Origin of the sequence: Mycobacterium sp. SMC-19, assembly GCF_045310815.1 — a bacterium.
Lineage (GTDB): Bacteria > Actinomycetota > Actinomycetes > Mycobacteriales > Mycobacteriaceae > Mycobacterium.
Genome location: NZ_JBJIAM010000002.1, coordinates 494,201 through 511,920 on the forward strand (window position 1 = coordinate 494,201; position 17,720 = coordinate 511,920).

Sequence of the window (17,720 nt, forward strand, 5' to 3'; positions counted from 1 at the left end):
ACCTTCCGATTGGATTCGGCCACCCCACGTCCGGCCGCAAGCGTGACAGTTCAGGGCATATTTGTAAAGCCGATCAGGCGGCCCCGGGAGCCTTGAGTGCGGCGGCCAGCATGGTCGCGGTCAGCCGGACCATCACGTCGCGATCCGCGGTGGCGGGCCGCTGCAATGCGATGCGCAGGCATGCGCTCGACGTCACGCCCATGGTCACGAACACCAGATCGTCCAACTCTGCGGGCGACAGGTCCGGGCGGGATCTGCTCGGGATCACGCTGCCCAGCGGCAGCAGGCTGCGTTCGATCTCATCCATCGCAGTGTGGTTGAGGTAGGGCGGCAGGTCGAAAGATGAGGATGTCAGCGCTGCCAGCAGGATCGGGGCGTGCTGCTCATAGGCGGTCGTCAGGGTGTCGATCACCAACAGGGCCGCTTGATCCACCTCGAGGTCGATGGCCTGTCCGACGCTGCGCACCAGCTGGAACGAGATATCGCGGGTCGCGGCATCCACCAACTCGGCGATGATGGCGGCGCGGTCCGGAAAGTACCGATAGACAGTGCCGATACTGACGTGCGCGGCGTCGGCGATGGTCTGCGTGGTCAGCGATTCCACACCGCGGCGCGCGATCAGCTGACGGGCGGTCTCGAGCAGGCGGCTGCGCATCTCGCGGGCTCGCTGCTGCTGCGGCCGCGACCGTGCCTGCGTGGGCATGGCACCCCCTATGAAAGTGAGTAGTAAGTGAGGCATTCTCATGTTTCCATATCTGTATGGCAAATGTGCCCACTACCCCCAATACCGACCTGGCCGTCGCGCGATACGGCCAAGCCGGCCGCGACTGGATCGCCGGGACGCAGATCGGCGATCCGTTGGCCGACGCCGTCGTCGCCGACTTCGCCACGTTGCCTCGCGGCGCGGGGATGGCCATGCTGCGGACCGCGGTCCAGCACGGCATCGACGCTGTCGAGTCGCCGCCGGAGTCGTTGCGGGCCTTGTTCGCCGAGGTCGACCACGAGCCCGACTGGCTCGACCACGACCGCCTGGACCGTGCTGCGGGTCATATCGTGCGCCACACCGCGTCCTACGGCATCGTCTTGGGTGCGGCCTCGTTGACGGCCGGCGCCATGAACGCCGTCGCCGGGATGCCGTTGGTGCTGACCGGTCGCTACACCAGCCAGGCGGCGGTACGGTCCATCGAGGTCGGCGCGTGGCTGGAGGAGATCCTGACTCCCGGCGGGCTGCGGCGCGACGGCGCCGGCCTGGCGACGACGTTGCGGGTCCGAATGATTCACGCGTTCGTCCGGCGTCACCTGCTGACCGACGGCGACTGGGACAGCGACGCGTGGGGTGCACCCATTCCGCAGAGCTACATGGCGTTCACCATCGTCGAGTTCGGTCGGATCGCCCTGGCGGCGATGCACCAACTGGGCGTTCGTTATACCCGAGCCGAACTCGATGACATCTACCACTTCTGGCGCTATGTGGGCCGGCTCAACGGTGTTACGGATGAACTGAACCCGGCCACCGAAGCCGATCAGATCCGCATCGCCGAGCTGTATGCGCTGACCGCGGTGGAACCCGACGACGGCGACCGTGACTTCGTCCGCGCGTTGACGCACGACTATCTGGCGCGCGAGATCGCCGAGCTGATGCCCTTCGGCGGCTCCTGGAAGCACCGGGTGGGCGTGAACATCATCAACGGCATGACCCGGGCATTTCTCGGTGATGCCGACGCCAGCCGGCTCGGCGTGGCGGACACACCGTTCAAATACCTGCCGCGGGTGATCGGCCCGGCCATCGGCGGCGTCAACGAGGTGCTTGCGCGCATTCCCGGCGTGAACGAACGGCGGACCCGACGCGCCTTGGCCAACTATCCGCGCCTGATGGCCGAGCAACGGCAGCGCTACGGGGTGCACCACGACTTGGTGGATGCCGCGCCGGACAGTGGTGGCCATCCGGCGGCGGTGCACGCCGTCTAGGGAAGCGTGCCCAGCGCGGCGGGACTAATGCGTCCGGCACGCACACCATTGGCAATGACGACCACTTCAGCAAGTTCGTGAACCACTACCACCGCGGTCAGCCCGAGAGTCCCGAAGACTGCTAGCGGCATCAGCACCGTGATGATGCCCAGCGACAGACCGACGTTTTGCAGCATGATCTGCCGGGAGCGACGGGCATGGCGCAGTGCGTGGGGGAGATGGCGCAGGTCTTGGCCCATCAGGGCAACATCGGCGGTCTCAATCGCGACGTCGGTTCCCATGGCGCCCATCGCGATTCCCAGGTCCGCGGCGGCCAGGGCCGGAGCGTCGTTGACGCCGTCACCGACCATCGCCGTCGGGCGGTCGGCGCGCATTTGTGCGATCAAGCGGGCTTTGTCTTCGGGTCGCAGTTCGGCGAAAACGTACCCAATTCCGGCTTGATCAGCCAGCGCCGCGGCAGTGGCGTGGTTGTCACCGGTGAGCATCGATACCCGGTAGCCGCCGTCGTGTAGCGCGGAGATGACCTCGGCGGCCTCAGGGCGCAGTTCGTCGCGCACAGCGATAGCACCCAGTAACTGATCGTCACGTTCGACCAGAACCGCGGTGGCCCCGCCCTTTTGCATACGTGCCACCCGTTCTCCGAGCTCGCCCGCCTCGAGCCAGCCGGGCCGGCCTAGGCGAACGGCGTGGCCATCCAGAGTGCCGGTCAGCCCGGCCCCAGGGAAAGCCTGCACATCGCTGGCGACGGGCCCGCCCGGTTCCGACGCAGCGAGAATCGCTGCCGCCAGCGGATGCTCACTGCGCGCTTCCAGTGCAGCGGCGACCACGAGCACGTCGCCTTGGGAAACGCCGTTGGCGGTGGCAACTTCGATGACCGCGGGCCGGTTCGCTGTCAAGGTCCCGGTCTTGTCCAGGGCAATCCCGCCGATGGTGCCGAGGGCTTCGAGCGCGGCTCCGCCCTTGATCAGGACACCGATCTTGGCTGCCGCGCCGATAGCCGCCACCACGGTCACCGGTACCGCGATGGCGAGCGCACAGGGCGAGGCCGCCACCAGCACAACCAGTGCGCGCTCGATCCATACCGCCGGGCTGCCCAGGATGCTGCCTACACCGGCGATCAGCGCTCCACCAATCATGATGCTGGGCACCAAGGGTCGCGCAATGCGGTCGGCCAGCCGCTGACTCGCGCCCTTGCGGGCTTGCTCGGCTTCCACGATATGCACGATGCGGGCCAGTGAGTTGTTGTCGGCAGTCGCGGTGACCTGAATCTGCAAGACGCCGGTGCCGTTGATCGATCCGGCAAACACCTCGTCGCCACGGCCGGCCTCGACCGGAACGGACTCGCCGGTAATCGCGGACATGTCGAGCGCAGTGCGGCCGGCAACGATGATGCCGTCTGTGGCCAGTCGCTCGCCGGGTTTGACGATCATCAGATCACCGACACGAAGCTCATGTGCGGCCACCACCGTTTCAGTGCCGGAGCGCACGACGGTAGCCTGCTCCGGGACCAGCGAGAGCAGAGCGCGCAGGCCGCGGCGGGTACGAGCCACCGCGTATTCTTCCAAACCCTCGCTGATCGAGAACAGGAACGCCAGCGCCGCGGCCTCGCCGACCTGCCCCAGTCCGACTGCCCCGGCCGCGGCGATGGTCATCAGCGAGCCCACGCCGATACGGCCCTGCGCCAGGTGCTTGAGGCTGGAAGGCACAAATGTCGAGGCCCCTACTGCCAGCGCGGTGACTTTGAGCCCGAAGGCAATCGGGCCCAGGGGAGTGACCCAGGCGCTGATCGCCGAGGCTGTCAGCAGCGCTCCCGACAGCGCTGCCCGCCGCACCTTCACGACGTCCCAAAGCCGGTGCGGTTCGGGTCCATTGGCGTCGTGATCACAACAGCCGTCGTTCACCAGCTGCCTGGGTGACGCGTCGCTGCCAGCGCCTGACCGGATCCGGGCGCTCCAGTCAATAACCCGCTGCCCAAGACTGCCCTCGCGCCTTTCGGTCCAATGCGGGGCCCGAGCGGGCACAGCTGCTACCGGGGTTCGCTGGGCGGTGGCGATGGCCGACAGTATTGCTGGGCGGTCGCATTGCTCGACTGAATACCAGATCACCACCGATGCGGTGCGTGGATAGGCATGCACCGCACGTACCCCAGGCACTTGAGACACCGCGTCCTCAATCGCCACAGCCGTCAGGGGGCCATTGCGAAAGCTGCTGGCCTGAACTCGCATTCGGCCGGCGGCAGCAGAGATGACGACCGGTGCGTGTTCTCGATCGGCGCAGATAGCTGCGGTCACCCTTAGCCCTTTCAGTTCAGCAGCAGTCGTCGCTTTCAGTGGTGGCGACCGGCAGCGGAACTTCTTCACCGAGGCGGTCACGCGCTTCTGCGACCACATCAGCGACTCTCAGCCGAGCCGCCTCGGCCGCCACCTCGGCTCGTCGGGTGCCACGCAGCCCCCACTCCGTGGCGGTTACCGCGGCGCGGTGAACCGGAGCCGCACCCGCCGCCCTGCGTAGCAATTCAAAGGCGCTCACCCCGACCAGACCGGTGACCACCGTTTCGGCCGCTTTGACCAAAAATGCCTGCGGAACCACTGCGACATCTCCTCATTGTTGTTTTATGCCAAGACAGCTCGGAGCGTCTGGCTATGTTTCAGCCGCTACGTCGACTGCCCTGGAGGTCAGGCAGTCGTCGATGCAGGGTTCGTCGGTGTCGACCGCCAGAACCACCTGGACCAGCTCACCCAACGCGCGTGCCAGATGCGGGTCCGCCAACCCGTAGCGAACTTGGCGACCTTCATACGTTGCGATCACCAGACCGCATCCGCGCAGACACGACAGGTGGTTGGAGACGTTCGACCGCGTCAGCCCCAGATGCGATGCCAGCTGCCCGGGATAGGCGACACCGTCCAGGAGAGCCACCAGGATTCGGCATCGCGTTGGATCAGCCAGCGCTCGACCGAGCCGCGCAAGGGCCGACTCTCGCATCTCACACGTCAGCATTTGCTGAACAGTACAGTAGTTGCTGACCTATTATCAACAGCTGGCCGATTCGGCGAATCCCGCAAGCGGTCTCAGGGGGCACCGCCGGTGCATCACTTCATCACAGCGACATACTGTTTCGCGCCTGTGATTGCGAGACCGCCGGAAGGGGTAGTGCTAGTAGATCGACACCCAGCCTGAGGGTCTGGGCACTTCCGAAGGAGGGACCGATGAACGTGTTCCTACGCCGCATGACATGCGCCGTCGCGATTGCCTTGGCGCCCATGTCGTACGTGGCAGCAGTATCGCCTGGCGTGGCCGTGGCTCAGCCCCCTGATTGCGGCCCAGGTAACTGGTGGAACCCGGGCGCCAATGCGTGCCAACCCACCGCACCGCCGAACTGCGGCCCCGGTAACTGGTGGAATCCGGCAGTCAATGCGTGCCAGCCGGTAGCGCCGCCACCGCCCGGCTAGCGGCGGGTCAAGCGGCCATGGCGGTCAGCTGCCCCCAGCGGTGGCCGCCATGGCTCGATAGCGTTGTCGCACACTTCGAAAGCGACTCTCACTCTCACTGTATGGCCAACAGGGCCGCAACGGCCCTAGACGCCGGGGCCTAACCGGCTTTCGCTTCCTGGTTGCGGGCGTCCCGGGCCAGACGACGGTCGCGTTGTTCCTCGAACCTGATCACCTGGCGCTCAAGACTTTCGAGGTACTTTGCAAGCTGTTCCCGGCGTTGTTCTCCGCGCGAAGTGAAGTCATCGCGCTCGAAGATCCGCCACTTACGCAAATTCGGCCGCACGACTTCGTCCAGATGCTGCCGCGGGTCGTAGATCCCGTGTTTAGCCATCAACACCCCGTTGCGCCGAAAGTTCGGCATGCCCTGGCCGGGCATCCGGAAATTCTCCACGACGTCGGCGACCGCTTCCAGTGCTTGATCAGGAACCAGATCCAATGCTGCACCGCACATGTTGCGGTAGAAGATCATGTGCAGGTTCTCGTCGGCAGCAACGCGCTGCAGCATCCGGTCGGCAACCGGGTCATTGCACACCTTGCCGGTGTTTCGGTGACTGATACGCGTGGCCAATTCCTGAAAGGTCACATAGGCGACCGACAGCAGGAAGTCGGTCTTGTGTTGCGACTCCTCCTCAGCGGTGGCTCCGAAGCCGTTGCTCACGTGCTGCATTCGTGCTTGTTCCAGCGCCACCGGGTCGACTCCGCGGGTCACCAGGAGATAGTCGCGGATCACGATGCCATGGCGGTTTTCCTCGGCGGTCCACCGGCCCACCCACGCCGCCCAGGCGCCATCATGGGAAAAATACTTGGCCGCCTGACGATGGTAGGACGGCAAATTGTCCTCGGTAAGCAGGTTAGTGATCATCGCCGCCTTCGCGACATCACTGAGTTGCGACTGCTCCGGTGACCAGTCGAGGCCGCCGATCCGCGCGAAATCACGGCCACGGTCCCAGGGCACATAGTCATGGGGATTCCACTCGGCCGCCACCAACTCGTGCCTATTTACATTGGTTGCCGCAACGGGCTCCAACTCGCGCAGTATCTCCAGATCGGTCAACTGCCTCGGCATCGCATCCCCTTCTACGGCTCTCGGGATGGCCCCCCAGCCCGACGAACCATACCCCGCCCGGACACTGCAAGCCGACGCCGACAGACCAGTTGGGCGAAATCACAGGCAGAACATCAGTGGGACACAGAGTCGCGCCAATACATCACGTGCATGTTATTCGGCGACGTCGACAACCAGGAGTCGGTATCCAAGGTCAAGTTGTGTCGATCGGAGCAGCTCGGCGTGTCGCCGCTGCCATGCGCCAGTTGCGACATCAGCGCGCAGGCGGGACAAGCCGTCCTCCAGTTGACCCTTCGACGTCAGCGTGAACAACGACATTCCGTTCCGCACGGCAGCATCGAGGTACAACTCCGGGCGGCACCAGTAGGCCCCTCCGAACCCATCCCGACAGTCATGCGGCACAGGTACGGGAGCCACTGAGACTCGTTCCCCGCCAAGGCATTCGATCAACATGTCCATCGGGACAGCCAGCCGGGCATCGGTCTCCGCGGCAGCCGGAAGATAGTCGCGCAACAGCCAGAACTGACCAAAAATGAGATGATCCCAGGTGAATACGACTACGCGTCGACGCGCGATACGAATCATCTCAGCCAGGCCGGCCGCGAGGTCGGTCCAGTGATGAACCGTCAGCAGAGCCATCGCGGCATCGACGGCGCCCGTCCTGATAGGCAGGTTTTCAGCGGCTGCCTGAACCGCCGGAGCGCCAAACGAGGGCCTTTGGTTGATCATCACCCGGCTGGGTTCGACGGCCACAACGGTGGATGCCGTCTCGTAGGACCCGGTGCCGGCACCGATGTTCGCCACCGATGCCGCGCCACGCAGAGCCTCGTCGATGACTGCCGCAATACGGGGATCGGCGACACGGGTCACCGAGTAGGCGGCTCCAGTTCGGTCGTAAGTGCTCATGCCATGCCCAACTCGTCAACGTCGGTAGGCCAATCAGAGTAGGCCAGCGCGTGCCCGAGCGGCCCCTCATCCGGTGTCCATTCTCATCCGGCCTGGCGTAGCCGCAGCCCGCTCAAACGGCTGGAGTCACCCGACGTCGTCGAATCGCTGGCCGGAAGGGGGATCGTCTCAATTCGTCACCCTGACGTATCTATTGGATGGCGAGAGGGGAGTAGCGAAGAGCGCAGCGTGATTCTCCACTTGGAGAACCGATTTCGGATCGATTTCCGTTTGGGACATCTCACCCGGCGCTGCCGGTCAGGTAGCTGCAGAGCATCACGACAATCGCGTCTTCGGTCACGTCTGCGGCAACCGGCGTGGGTGTCGCGATAAGTCGGTGGACGAGCGATTCGATGGTCGCGACGATGATCTGTGCGGCGGTCGCGGAATCGCCGACATTCACTTCTGGGTACTGAGCCAGTAGCTTTGCGGTCGACGCAACTGCCATGCGTTCGAGTTGATGTAGGTGGTCGAGGAATTCGGGGGATCGCGGAGCTTCTTCGAAGAGCACACGATGCAGCCCAGGGTCTTCGCGATGGTTGTCGATGGCCGATCGGACGAAGATTCGGAGCGTGTCCTCAAGGCGGTCGGGCAGACCATCGGCGGTACGTCGGACCAACAGCGCCATGCTGGCCTCGACGTGCTGGTCCATCAGGGCCCGCAGGATCGCATCCTTGTTGGGGAAGTACTGATACAGCGAGCCGATGGACAGCTCCGCATATTCAGCGATGCGGTTCGTGCTCGCCGAATACCCCCGCTCGGAGAAAACTTGAGCGGCAGCGTCGAGCACCCGTTGCCGAGTCTCCTTGGCACGGTCCTGTTTCGGCTGCTTACGGGGGCGATACCGGTCTGGTGGAGCGATTGCTGAACTCCTGCCGAAATGCGAGTAGTCAAACCAAGGAATTCCCCTCAGTATTGAGGTGATCCTAACAACGGCGAGGGTTGCTCAAGCGTCTACAACAGCCCTGTGTGCATCCCAGATCAAACCAGCCAACCAAGCCAATCAAGGGAACGACATGAGATCGGTCCGTACCGATGAACAGGTAATCCGCAAAGCCAGCGTGATCGACGCTCCGATTGACTCGGTGTGGCGGGGGATCACCTCGCAAGACGGGATCAACGACGAGATGGGTCCGTATCTCAAGATGACCATGCCGCGCAGGTTCCGCGGCAGGTCCATAGGCGACGTGACACCTGGCACCCGGATCGGCAAAAGTTACCTGTTGCTCTTCGGGGTCATCCCGGTCGGTTTCGACGACATCACCATCGCCAAGATCGAGCCGGGCCGGATGTTCCGCGAAGAGTCCCGAATGACGGGGATGCGCATCTGGGTTCATCACCGCACCTTGGAACCCACGAACGGTACCGCTGGTGAGCAGACCCTCGTCACCGACGAGATCACGGTAGCCCCGCGGGCGCTGCTTGGACTCATCCCTGGAGCCAGGACACTGGTGAGCACCATCCTTGGGCACTTCTTCGCTCATCGTCACCGGCGGCTGGCGCGGACGATGCGTACCCTTAGTGGCACTATGCCACCTCAGAGCTGATTCGCCACTCCGAGAAGCGATTTCGCGTCGACAGGCCCATCCGGGCTGCGCAGTCATTTCGTCACTGTGACGTATTGCCTTTGCGCAGTGCGAGGTGAGGCAGGGGCGACTCGGGGCCAGGCGCGGCCGGCGCCGCGCCGTGAATAGCGGCGAGCGTACCGGAGGCGACGACGTACCTGCACGGGATCCTTGCCGGCGCGGCCGGCGCCGCGAACGCCTGCGCGGTTTGCACACCCGAGACGGGTGATGGTTGGTGATGGTGCCACTCCGGGGGCCGACTCCGCATACCAGGCGAAGGAAACGTTGATACAGATCCGGCCCGGCCCACTTCCAGCAGGTATCGCTAACGCCGATAACGTACATTATGTCAGATTAAGCTGGCCGTTTTCACCAGATGAAACCCCCGCCGAACCGGACCATGTTGCGCTGCACCCCAATTGTTTTCGTCCGACGATGCGATGCCGATAGCCGAGCATCACAGATCGAGGACAAAGCACAGAGCTTGGTCGATGGCCTGCATCTGATCTGGACCGATCACCCCCTGGCGAGATGACAGCCGTTCGATCGAGACGACTCGCAGTTGGTCGCAGCACGCGTACGAGGTGTGGTCCAGCCCGCTGGACTCAGGCTCCAGTTCGACATGGCTTCGCAGGCCGCAACCGGCCATGGTGATCGGAACGACGACCACCAAGCCACCCGGTCCGTTGTTGAGAATGTCGACCGACACCACCACCGCCCTTGGCCCTATCCTCCTCGATTCCGAGGTAGCGACTGCGGATCGCCACCTCAAGCCCCTTCATGGGTGGGGCCTCCTGCGACGCTGCGATGGCACCCCCGATAGTAACCGGTGCGCCGGTTTGTAACATGTAGTACTGTTTGTAAACGTATCAATTTTCGGCAGTGCTGTACCGGTGACATCCGATGGGAGAATCCGCGATGCCGACTCATCCGCTATTGCACTCGCGCCGCGTAATCGTGCTTCTCGGAATCACTTTCGGCACCGGTCTTGGTGTGGCCCTGGCTGCGAGTCCAGTCGCCGGCGCTGACGCCATCGACGACGCCTGGCCCTATCTCTCGATGTCGTCAACGCCATATCCGGTGGCGACACTCCCCGGCGAACTAACCATATTGCCGACAGCCTCTAACGGAAACGTCGCGACATACACACACCATCTCGATCCCGTTGGCGTACCGGTGACTGATGGGTGGTACACGGCCCACGCGACTATTTCCTATATGCCGTCGTACGACATACCGATTCTGGGAAGCGTGAGTCATTCAGAAGTTACCGCACTGCTGGACGACTCGACGTTCCCCCACATCGGGACCACTGAAGATGTGTTGGCACTATTCCCGTTCACCCCTGTGCAGCTCGGGCTGAGCGGTGTGGAGCCGATGTTCGTTAATTCCTATCTGAACGACCCGATAGTCGGGTTCGCTGACGCATTCACCGTGCAGGGGTTCTTCGGCAACGGGGTCGGACTGACCAACACCTTCATCAGCGACGCGGCGGGCTTCAAAGACGTGCTCAGTTTTGACGGGCAGCCGCCATTTTTGACGCTGTTTGAGTTTCCCACGGTTGAACCTGCCTCTGCCGCATCAGATTTTAGTCAGCTGATGACCGATTTCACTGCGCTGTTCTGATCGACGACAGCTACAGCACCGAGAGGGCGCACTGAATCAGTGATCCGGGTGCGCGACCACACGCAGATCTAGCGCGGCCCGACTGCCCCGGGCGACACCACCTGGGTGGACACTATGGACGTGGCCCTTTCTGCAACAGTCTTCAAAGTCGAACTTGGCGTCTCCGATATCGATCACGGTTACTACGCCGATCACACGCTGACCGTGGCCCGCCATCCCAGTGAGAACGATGAGCGGATGGTCGTGCGATTGTTGACTTTTGGGCTTCGCGCGCACCGACTCAGCGACATCGACGGTGAGTTGGCGTTCGGGCCGGGCCTGTCCACCCCTGGCGTACCGGACTTGGCGCTCACCGACTACACCGGCCGAATCCTTGAGTGGATCAACGTCGGCCAGCCCGACGAACGCGCCTTGGGCAAGGCCGCCAGCCAGGCCGACCAGGTGCTGCTCTTCCCGTTCGCCGCCGGCGTGGCCACCTGGTGGCGCACCGTCGGCCCCAAAGTGGCGGCGCTACCGAATCTGTCGGTGGTGCAGATACCGCACGCATCGGTGCAGCAACTGGCCCGGACTGTCGATCGACGGGTCTCGGCACAGGTGATGGTGATCGAAGGTCAGGTGACGATGACCGTCGGCGGAGTCGACGTCACCTTCACGCCCGAGCCATTGCAGTGAGCATCTGAGCCCCGCTCTCGCTGACTACTCGTCCTCGGCGTCATCGCGGTGCGCGGCCTCGATCACCTCTGGCGGCACCGGCCTCTGTAACCACACCCGCATCCGCATCAGTCCGCCGGCGATCGTCCCGACGGCGAGCACGGCAGCGATGATCCAGAGCGCGAGCGACATGCCCCAATTCTCCCCTTGCCCCGGGCGGTGTCCAGTGCACACTGATCTCCATGGGCAAGCTCATCTATGGCTTCACCGTGTCGGTGGACGGCTACATCGCCGACACAAAAGGCAGCATCGACTGGAGCGAGCCGAGCGACGAACTGCACCGGTACTGGAACGACTTCGAGCGCGAGACCGCGCTGTCCTTCTACGGGCGGCGGCTCTACGAACTGATGTCGGCATACTGGCCGACGGCCGATGAGGACCCGGTTGCTCCCCCGTTGATCGTCGACTTCGCCCGCATCTGGCGCGCCATGCCCAAGGTCGTCTTCTCACGCACCCTGGCGTCGGTCGGCTGGAACTCCCGACTGGAACGCGGCGACCCGGTCGACGTAGTGCGGAAGTTGAAGGGCGAAACCGGCGGCAACCTGGAGGTGGCCGGCGCGACGCTGGCCGCACCGATTGTGCAGGCCGGACTGGTAGATGAGTTTCGGATCGTTATCGCCCCCACCGCCGTCGGCGGCGGCACCCCGTTCTTCCCGAGCCTGCCGTCATGGATCTCGCTGCGACTGTTGGAGAATCGCACATTTCCCGGCGGCACGGTGCTACTGCGCTACGCCGCGACGCAGGACTGAACGAGCCCGTTAGGTGCAGAGCAGCTGCCTATTGAGCATGCAGTTCACCGGTGGCGAGTAGGTCCCGGACAACACCCCTCGGAAGCCACCCGTGGCGGAACCGCCCGGCGCGATGATCCGATTCCAGTTCGCCGGGGCCAGCACATAGTGCGTGCCTGATCGGCCGACGCTGCTGTTCCACGCGTGTGAGATGGATTCATTCGCCGGCAGGTCGAATTCAAGGCGCCAGTCGGTCATCGGCACGCTGCTCCAGTTGGTGATGGTGAAGCGCGCGATGAAGCCGGTCTGCCAGGTCGAGGTAACCGACAACGTCGCGGTGGCCGCGGCCGCATGAGCTACGGCGGTGGTCGCGAATCCGAGGATGACAACCATCACTGCCGCGACAGCAACGTGAAGCGCTGCACGGCAGCGTTTCACGCAACTGTGGATCCCCGCCATAGCAGCCAACACTAAGACCGAACACGCGAGATCGGCCCTGTCACCGCCGCTCCCCTGCAATACCTTTGCTCAACTGAAACCGTCACGTGACGTCAGTCGGCGCCATCGTGAAAGCTGGTCAATCCGGGTCCCTGCGCCAGCCACGTAGTCATCGAGCAGGGTTACCACGTATCGAGACGGGCTACACCTGGGCGGCCCATCAGTCCACCCCACGGCCCCTGCCCGATCACCAGCAGGGCTACCGTTGCCCAAGGGCGAGATCATGTCCGCGAAGGAGCACCCACATGCTGAAGTACGAGATCCATGGAACCGGTGAGCCCTTGGTGCTCGTCCACGGGATCACCCACCGCAGGCAGGCCTGGTACCCGGTGCTTGAGCACCTGACCGATCACCGCACCGTGGTGCTCTTCGATCTGCCCGGCCACGGCGAATCGCATGACTTCGCGGTCCGCAACGGTGACGTACAGGGAACGCTGCGCGACGAACTGGTCGGGCTGTTGGACCAGCTCGGCCTTGACCGCCCGCACATCGGCGGCAACTCCCTGGGTGGCCGGATCGCGATGGAGGCCGCCGCCGACAATCTGGTCGCGAGCGCGACCGTGCTGTCCCCCGCCGCCTACTGGCACAACTCCCTCGATTTCGCCTACGTTCGGATGATCTTCCGGTTGCTCACCACCAGCGCCCGGATGCTGGCACCCGTAGTGCCGCGCCTTGCTCGTTCGCCACGGGCCCGGCACATGATGGGCTCGGTGGTCTCGGCGCACCCCGAGCGAATCCCGGCCGAGGAGTTCGTGGCCGACCTCGACGGCATGCGGCGGGCCATTCCCGCGATGAAGAAGATCTTCCCGGCCGCCGAAGTCTTCGACCGGGAGATCCCCGCGGACATCCCGGTGACCATCGCATGGGCGGCACATGACCGGATCCTGCTGCCCTACCAAGCGAAGATCGCCGAGCAGCGACTCCCCCAGGCCCGCCACATCCGTCTGCCTGGGTGCGGCCATGTGCCGATGGCCGACGATCCCGAGCTCGTCGCACGCGTCCTGCTTGAGGGCAGCGCGCCCCACACGCAGGCCGAGGCGTCCTGACCGTCAGCAGCGTGTAGCCAAAGCTAAACGCGGACAGCCAGTTCCAGCCCCGTGTCAAGAGCCAGCGGGCTGCTCACGTAGCCGTTCTCCGGTGCGCGCACGTAGTCGAGATAGGCGTGCGTCGGGTCCAGGTTCACGTTGTCGCCGACAATCAGTGCGCCAGTTTCCAACACCGGCTCAAGAAGCTTGATCACCGTCAGATCGAGGTCGGGCCAGCCATCGAGCAGCACGAACTGGACGGGTTCGCTGATGGTCTTGAGGGTGGTGCGAGCGTCGCCTTCGAGGATGGTGATCAGGTCACTGACCCCAGCTTCGGCGAACGTCGCTCGGGCTGCGGCCAGCTTCCGCGAGCTCATCTCCGTGGTGATGATGTGGCCCGTGCCGTTGTCGCGGACCGCCGCGGCCAGATGCAGCGTCGAGATCCCATAGGACATGCCGTATTCGACGATCGTCGTCGGCTTCAACGCACGAACGAGGCTGTACAGCAGCCGACCCGAGTCCGGCGCCACGGACAGGTAGACGTCCTGAAAGGCCTCTGCCCGATCCTCGACGGTGTAGTCGCTGGGCGAGATGCCTTGTCGGCGGTCGGCATCGCGCTGCGCATCAGCGAAAAGCCGGTCGATGATCGAGGTGTATTCCGGGTGGTCCAAGGTTGCAGTCATGTCTCTACGCTAGACGCTACGTTGCGTCTTGTCTAGATTGAGGTGGTGTTAGATCGAGCTGTGGCAAGCGCACAGCCGCACCGCGGTAACCGGCACGGACGCAGTGAAGCGGCCCGCGAGGCCATCCTGCATGCGGCCGACGACCTGCTGGCGGAGAAGGGCTTCGCCGGCGTCACCGTCGAGGGCATCGCCAGGGCGGCGGGGGTGGCAAAGCAGACGGTCTACCGCTGGTGGAGCTCCAAAACGGATGTCCTGATGGACGCCTTCCTCGAAGATGCGGCCGCCGAACTCGAACCGCCCGATACCGGCTCCCTGGAGTCCGATCTGCGCGCCCATCTGCGCGCTACCGCCCACTTCCTCACCGTCGACGATGCGGGCGCCGTCTATCGCGCATTGGTAGGGCAGATCCAGCACGATCCCGAGCTTGCCCAGATCTTTCGGGCTCGCTACCTCGATGATCAGCGGGTTCGCGACCAGAAACCGTTCGTTCGGGCAATCGCCCGTGGTGAGCTGACGCCCGATGCCGACGTGGCCGCGCTTTCCGAGTGGCTCGTCGGCCGAATGCACTACCGGGTGATCGTGACGGGCGAACCCGTTGATGACACCTTCATCGACGAAGTCGTCGACGGCGCTCTGTCGATGTGCCGCCGCTGGTCAAAGCTGTAGGCAGCCACGGTGCTTGAATAAGCCGTGACCAACCGCATCCAATCCCTGCTCGGGGTCGCCTACCCCGTCGTCCAGGCCCCGATGACCTACATCGCGCGCGCCGAACTCGCTGCGGCGGTGTCCGAGGCAGGCGGGCTCGGCGTGATCGAGACGCTGACCCCCGAAGGGCGGGCCGATCTGCAGCGGGTGCGCGAGCTCACCGACAAACCGGTGGCGGCCAACCTCATGATCCAAGGCTGGAAGAGCGACCCCTCGATCGTCGACACCCTGGCCGAAGCCGGCGTGCGCCATGTCTTCACCTCCGCCGGTGACCCGGCACTGTTCACCAAACTGCTGCACGACGCCGACATGACGGTGGTCCACGTCGTCGGCTCACTCAAGGGCGCGCTCAAAGCCGCCGACGCCGGTGTCGATGCGCTGGTGGTCGAAGGTGTGGAAGGCGGCGGTTTCAAGTCACTGCTGGGCGCCTCAACCATGGTGCTGCTGCCGCTGGTCGCCGAAAACGTGGACCTGCCGATCATCGCCGCCGGTGGAATCTGCGATGCGCGGTCGGCTGCGGCATCGCTGGTGTTGGGCGCCGAGGGCGTGCAGATGGGCACTCGGATGCTGGCTAGCCATGAGGCCGCGGTGCACGCGAACTTCAAGGACGCCATCGTGGCCGCAAACGATTCCGGCACAGTGCTTCTCGATGTTCCCGGCAACCCCACGATGCGGGTCTTGCGGACCGGACTGGCCGCCCGGGTAGCCGCGCGCGACCCGGATTCGCGGCTGCTGGGCAAGATCACCGAGCTGTACTTCGACGGCGACATGGAAGCCAGCGTCGCCAACACCGGTCAAGTGTCATCCCGGATCGTCGATCTCCTGCCGGTGGCCGAGATCATTCGTCGCACCTGGGGCGAGATCGAAGCGGTGCTGGACGGAGCACGAGCGCGAACCGAAAGTTTGTGAACCGCGCCCGCAGATGAGCTCGGAACGTCCATGATCATCCAATGGTTCGCCATGGTGGGATGGACGACACGTGACCCTGCCCGATTCGGGGCCTGAATCCGGGCAGGATGCGCCGCGCCGCTCGAAGTTCTCACCCCTGCATCTGTTCGCCGTACTCGGCGTCATCGCCGTCCCGGCATTCGGCTGGTTCGGCCAACATTGGTCGGGTGCGACGACCGTGGTCGTGTACTGGTTCGAGAACGTCGCGATGTGTCTGCTGGTGATAGCCCGCATCGCCGTGCACCAGCGCCTGAACCCCAAGTACGGGCACTTCCGCTATCGCGGCCCTGGAACCGGCGGCCCTTCCAATTCGTCGTTCTTGAGCGGCTTCGCGCTCATCAGCCTGGTGTTCTGCGCTGCCCATGGATTCTTCCTGGCGGCCATCCTCGCGCTGCTGATCCACAACCGTGCCCCCGAGCTTGCGATGATCGATCTGGACTGGCGCAGCGTCGGATGGGGATGCCTGGGCGTACTGCTATTCCTGACGATGGAATTCCTCACCGATCTGGTCGACCTGCGCCGCTGGTCCTTCCGCGATATCGAAACCGCTGCCAACGTCGGCCTGGGCCGCGTCATGGTTGTGCACATGACCCTGCTGCTCGGATTCGCCGGGATCGCCGCGACGAACGCTCCCGGCGCCCTGTTCACGGTGTTCGTCGTGCTCAAGAGCCTTGCCGCGCTCAGCACTGTGGTGCCCCAATGGGAGCCGGCCAGGCCGCCACGCGCACTCAGCAACCTGATGGATCGACTCCCGAACGTGCATCCCGGCGAACGTTTCGAGGACTTCTGGGTGAAAGACCAAGCCAACGAACGGGAGCGGCAACGGCGCAACGAGCAGCCCTGGAAGACCGCCAGGACCTAACGGAGTACGGCCGGGTTCGTCGCATCGGCATGGCCGGCCGCGCCGAACATGGCGACGGCCACCGCGCCCACGACCGCGGTGCAAAAGCCCAACGCCACTAACCAGCCCAGCCCGGCCCGCGCGGTATCCCCGAGCAGCGTCACCCCGACGATGCCGGGCATCACCGTCTCGCCGACGACCAGAGCCGCAACGGCGCCGTTGGCCGAACCCAGCTGCAACGCAACGGTAAACAGGTAGAAGCCACCGGCGCCGGCGATACCGATCGCCCAGAACGCCGGGTCCGTCAGCAGCACCGGCAATCGCAGCGGATCGACGCCGTCGATCACCCGAACCGCGATGGCCATCACTCCGTAGAGGCCACCGGAGACCAAGCCGGCTGCGACGGCGGCACGGGCTCCCAGCAGGCGAATGAGACCAACGCCCAGGGCGGCGATCAGCACCGCCAGCAACACCAGCGCCCAGTGCAGCCCCGATCCCGAAGTGTCGGTACCTGCCCCACCAGCGCTGAGCCCCAACACGCACAGCGACACAATCACCGTAGCGATCGCCACCCAATCGCGGCGGTGCAGACGAACGCCGAGCACAGCGATGCCCAGCACCGCGGTAACGATCAGATTGGCGCTGATGATGGTCTGCGACAGAAACAGCGGTATCAGCCGTGCCGAGACGACGCTGCCGGCGAAACCGATGACGTCGAGGGCCATCCCGGCGATGAACGCCGAGGTCAGCACCGCGTTGGCGGTCGAGCGCAGGGTCGGTCGGCCGTCCGCGGTGATGAGCGCCTCCTCCCCCTGGCCGGCGGCAGCAGAACTACGCGCGCCATAGGCCTGCAGGACCGTGGCCACCCCGTAGCCGAAACACGCCAACAGCGCGGCGGCCACCCCGATCAGCACGCCACC

General features: G+C 64.5%; 21 protein-coding genes. 9 read left to right on the forward strand and 12 right to left on the reverse strand.

Annotated elements, in window-relative coordinates:
• Window positions 1-73: 73 nt before the first annotated feature.
• Complete coding sequence (locus ACJH5R_RS06430) at window positions 74-703, reverse strand: TetR/AcrR family transcriptional regulator (RefSeq protein ID WP_406757045.1); 630 nt, start codon at window positions 701-703, stop codon at window positions 74-76.
• A 56-nt stretch (window positions 704-759) separates the two neighbouring features.
• On the opposite strand from ACJH5R_RS06430, the gene ACJH5R_RS06435 reads away from it, so the two are divergent.
• A complete protein-coding gene (locus ACJH5R_RS06435; protein WP_406757046.1) occupies window positions 760-1,968 on the forward strand; it encodes an oxygenase MpaB family protein in 1,209 nt (402 codons plus the stop codon).
• Here ACJH5R_RS06435 and ACJH5R_RS06440 read toward each other — a convergent pair.
• The 6 genes from ACJH5R_RS06440 to ACJH5R_RS06465 form a co-directional block, all read right to left on the reverse strand.
• Window positions 1,965-4,193, reverse strand: a complete 2,229-nt coding sequence (locus ACJH5R_RS06440; RefSeq protein WP_406757263.1) for a heavy metal translocating P-type ATPase — start codon at window positions 4,191-4,193, stop codon at window positions 1,965-1,967. The genes ACJH5R_RS06435 and ACJH5R_RS06440 overlap by 4 nt on opposite strands.
• Before the next feature lie 82 nt (window positions 4,194-4,275).
• Window positions 4,276-4,557: a DUF1490 family protein gene (locus ACJH5R_RS06445; RefSeq protein WP_406757047.1), complete on the reverse strand. Its 282-nt coding sequence runs from the start codon at window positions 4,555-4,557 to the stop codon at window positions 4,276-4,278.
• A 51-nt stretch (window positions 4,558-4,608) separates the two neighbouring features.
• The gene (locus tag ACJH5R_RS06450; protein WP_406757048.1) at window positions 4,609-4,965 is read right to left on the reverse strand and encodes an ArsR/SmtB family transcription factor; all 357 of its coding nucleotides are present in this window, start codon (window positions 4,963-4,965) and stop codon (window positions 4,609-4,611) included.
• Between the two features lie 591 nt (window positions 4,966-5,556).
• Window positions 5,557-6,525: an acyl-ACP desaturase gene (locus ACJH5R_RS06455; protein ID WP_406757049.1), complete on the reverse strand. Its 969-nt coding sequence runs from the start codon at window positions 6,523-6,525 to the stop codon at window positions 5,557-5,559.
• 153 nt (window positions 6,526-6,678) lie between these two features.
• Window positions 6,679-7,431, reverse strand: a complete 753-nt coding sequence (locus ACJH5R_RS06460) for a class I SAM-dependent methyltransferase (RefSeq protein ID WP_406781498.1) — start codon at window positions 7,429-7,431, stop codon at window positions 6,679-6,681.
• 280 nt (window positions 7,432-7,711) lie between these two features.
• Window positions 7,712-8,332: a TetR/AcrR family transcriptional regulator gene (locus tag ACJH5R_RS06465; RefSeq protein WP_406781623.1), complete on the reverse strand. Its 621-nt coding sequence runs from the start codon at window positions 8,330-8,332 to the stop codon at window positions 7,712-7,714.
• Between the two features lie 154 nt (window positions 8,333-8,486).
• Between ACJH5R_RS06465 and ACJH5R_RS06470 the strand changes: the two genes are divergently transcribed.
• Complete coding sequence (locus ACJH5R_RS06470; RefSeq protein WP_406781499.1) at window positions 8,487-9,017, forward strand: hypothetical protein; 531 nt, start codon at window positions 8,487-8,489, stop codon at window positions 9,015-9,017.
• Between the two features lie 475 nt (window positions 9,018-9,492).
• On the opposite strand, the gene ACJH5R_RS06475 is transcribed toward ACJH5R_RS06470, so the two are convergent.
• Window positions 9,493-9,744 carry a type II toxin-antitoxin system PemK/MazF family toxin gene (locus ACJH5R_RS06475; protein WP_406781500.1) on the reverse strand — a complete coding sequence of 84 codons (252 nt, stop codon included), beginning with the start codon at window positions 9,742-9,744 and terminating at the stop codon, window positions 9,493-9,495.
• A gap of 194 nt (window positions 9,745-9,938) precedes the next feature.
• Between ACJH5R_RS06475 and ACJH5R_RS06480 the strand changes: the two genes are divergently transcribed.
• Together ACJH5R_RS06480 and ACJH5R_RS06485 are read left to right on the forward strand one after the other, a co-directional pair.
• A complete protein-coding gene (locus ACJH5R_RS06480) occupies window positions 9,939-10,661 on the forward strand; it encodes a hypothetical protein (protein ID WP_406781501.1) in 723 nt (240 codons plus the stop codon).
• Window positions 10,662-10,781: 120 nt separating this feature from the next.
• Window positions 10,782-11,333 carry a YaeQ family protein gene (locus ACJH5R_RS06485; RefSeq protein ID WP_406781502.1) on the forward strand — a complete coding sequence of 184 codons (552 nt, stop codon included), beginning with the start codon at window positions 10,782-10,784 and terminating at the stop codon, window positions 11,331-11,333.
• Between the two features lie 24 nt (window positions 11,334-11,357).
• Here the strand turns inward: ACJH5R_RS06485 and ACJH5R_RS06490 are convergent, their stop codons facing one another.
• Window positions 11,358-11,504, reverse strand: a complete 147-nt coding sequence (locus ACJH5R_RS06490; protein ID WP_406781503.1) for a hypothetical protein — start codon at window positions 11,502-11,504, stop codon at window positions 11,358-11,360.
• A 50-nt stretch (window positions 11,505-11,554) separates the two neighbouring features.
• Here ACJH5R_RS06490 and ACJH5R_RS06495 point away from each other — a divergent pair, with 50 nt between their 5' ends.
• Window positions 11,555-12,121, forward strand: coding sequence for a dihydrofolate reductase family protein (locus tag ACJH5R_RS06495; protein WP_406781504.1), 567 nt, complete (start codon window positions 11,555-11,557; stop codon window positions 12,119-12,121).
• Window positions 12,122-12,130: 9 nt separating this feature from the next.
• Here ACJH5R_RS06495 and ACJH5R_RS06500 read toward each other — a convergent pair whose 3' ends face one another.
• Complete coding sequence (locus tag ACJH5R_RS06500; protein ID WP_406781505.1) at window positions 12,131-12,559, reverse strand: cellulose-binding domain-containing protein; 429 nt, start codon at window positions 12,557-12,559, stop codon at window positions 12,131-12,133.
• A 284-nt stretch (window positions 12,560-12,843) separates the two neighbouring features.
• Here ACJH5R_RS06500 and ACJH5R_RS06505 point away from each other — a divergent pair, with 284 nt between their 5' ends.
• On the forward strand, window positions 12,844-13,644 hold the full coding sequence (locus ACJH5R_RS06505; protein WP_406781506.1) for an alpha/beta fold hydrolase: 801 nt from the start codon (window positions 12,844-12,846) through the stop codon (window positions 13,642-13,644).
• 23 nt (window positions 13,645-13,667) lie between these two features.
• On the opposite strand, the gene ACJH5R_RS06510 is transcribed toward ACJH5R_RS06505, so the two are convergent.
• A complete protein-coding gene (locus ACJH5R_RS06510) occupies window positions 13,668-14,306 on the reverse strand; it encodes an O-methyltransferase (protein ID WP_406781507.1) in 639 nt (212 codons plus the stop codon).
• A 60-nt stretch (window positions 14,307-14,366) separates the two neighbouring features.
• Here ACJH5R_RS06510 and ACJH5R_RS06515 point away from each other — a divergent pair, with 60 nt between their 5' ends.
• The 3 genes from ACJH5R_RS06515 to ACJH5R_RS06525 all read left to right on the forward strand — a co-directional run bounded on the left by ACJH5R_RS06515 (window position 14,367) and on the right by ACJH5R_RS06525 (window position 16,821).
• Window positions 14,367-14,972: a TetR/AcrR family transcriptional regulator gene (locus ACJH5R_RS06515; protein WP_406781508.1), complete on the forward strand. Its 606-nt coding sequence runs from the start codon at window positions 14,367-14,369 to the stop codon at window positions 14,970-14,972.
• Between the two features lie 24 nt (window positions 14,973-14,996).
• The gene (locus tag ACJH5R_RS06520; RefSeq protein WP_406781509.1) at window positions 14,997-15,920 is read left to right on the forward strand and encodes an NAD(P)H-dependent flavin oxidoreductase; all 924 of its coding nucleotides are present in this window, start codon (window positions 14,997-14,999) and stop codon (window positions 15,918-15,920) included.
• A 76-nt stretch (window positions 15,921-15,996) separates the two neighbouring features.
• A complete protein-coding gene (locus tag ACJH5R_RS06525) occupies window positions 15,997-16,821 on the forward strand; it encodes a DUF6498-containing protein (protein ID WP_406781624.1) in 825 nt (274 codons plus the stop codon).
• Here ACJH5R_RS06525 and ACJH5R_RS06530 read toward each other — a convergent pair.
• Window positions 16,818-17,714 (reverse strand): hypothetical protein, encoded by an 897-nt coding sequence (locus ACJH5R_RS06530; RefSeq protein ID WP_406757068.1) that lies wholly within the window; start codon window positions 17,712-17,714, stop codon window positions 16,818-16,820. The two genes, ACJH5R_RS06525 and ACJH5R_RS06530, sit on opposite strands and share 4 nt — an antisense overlap.
• Between the last annotated feature and the right edge of the window lie 6 nt (window positions 17,715-17,720).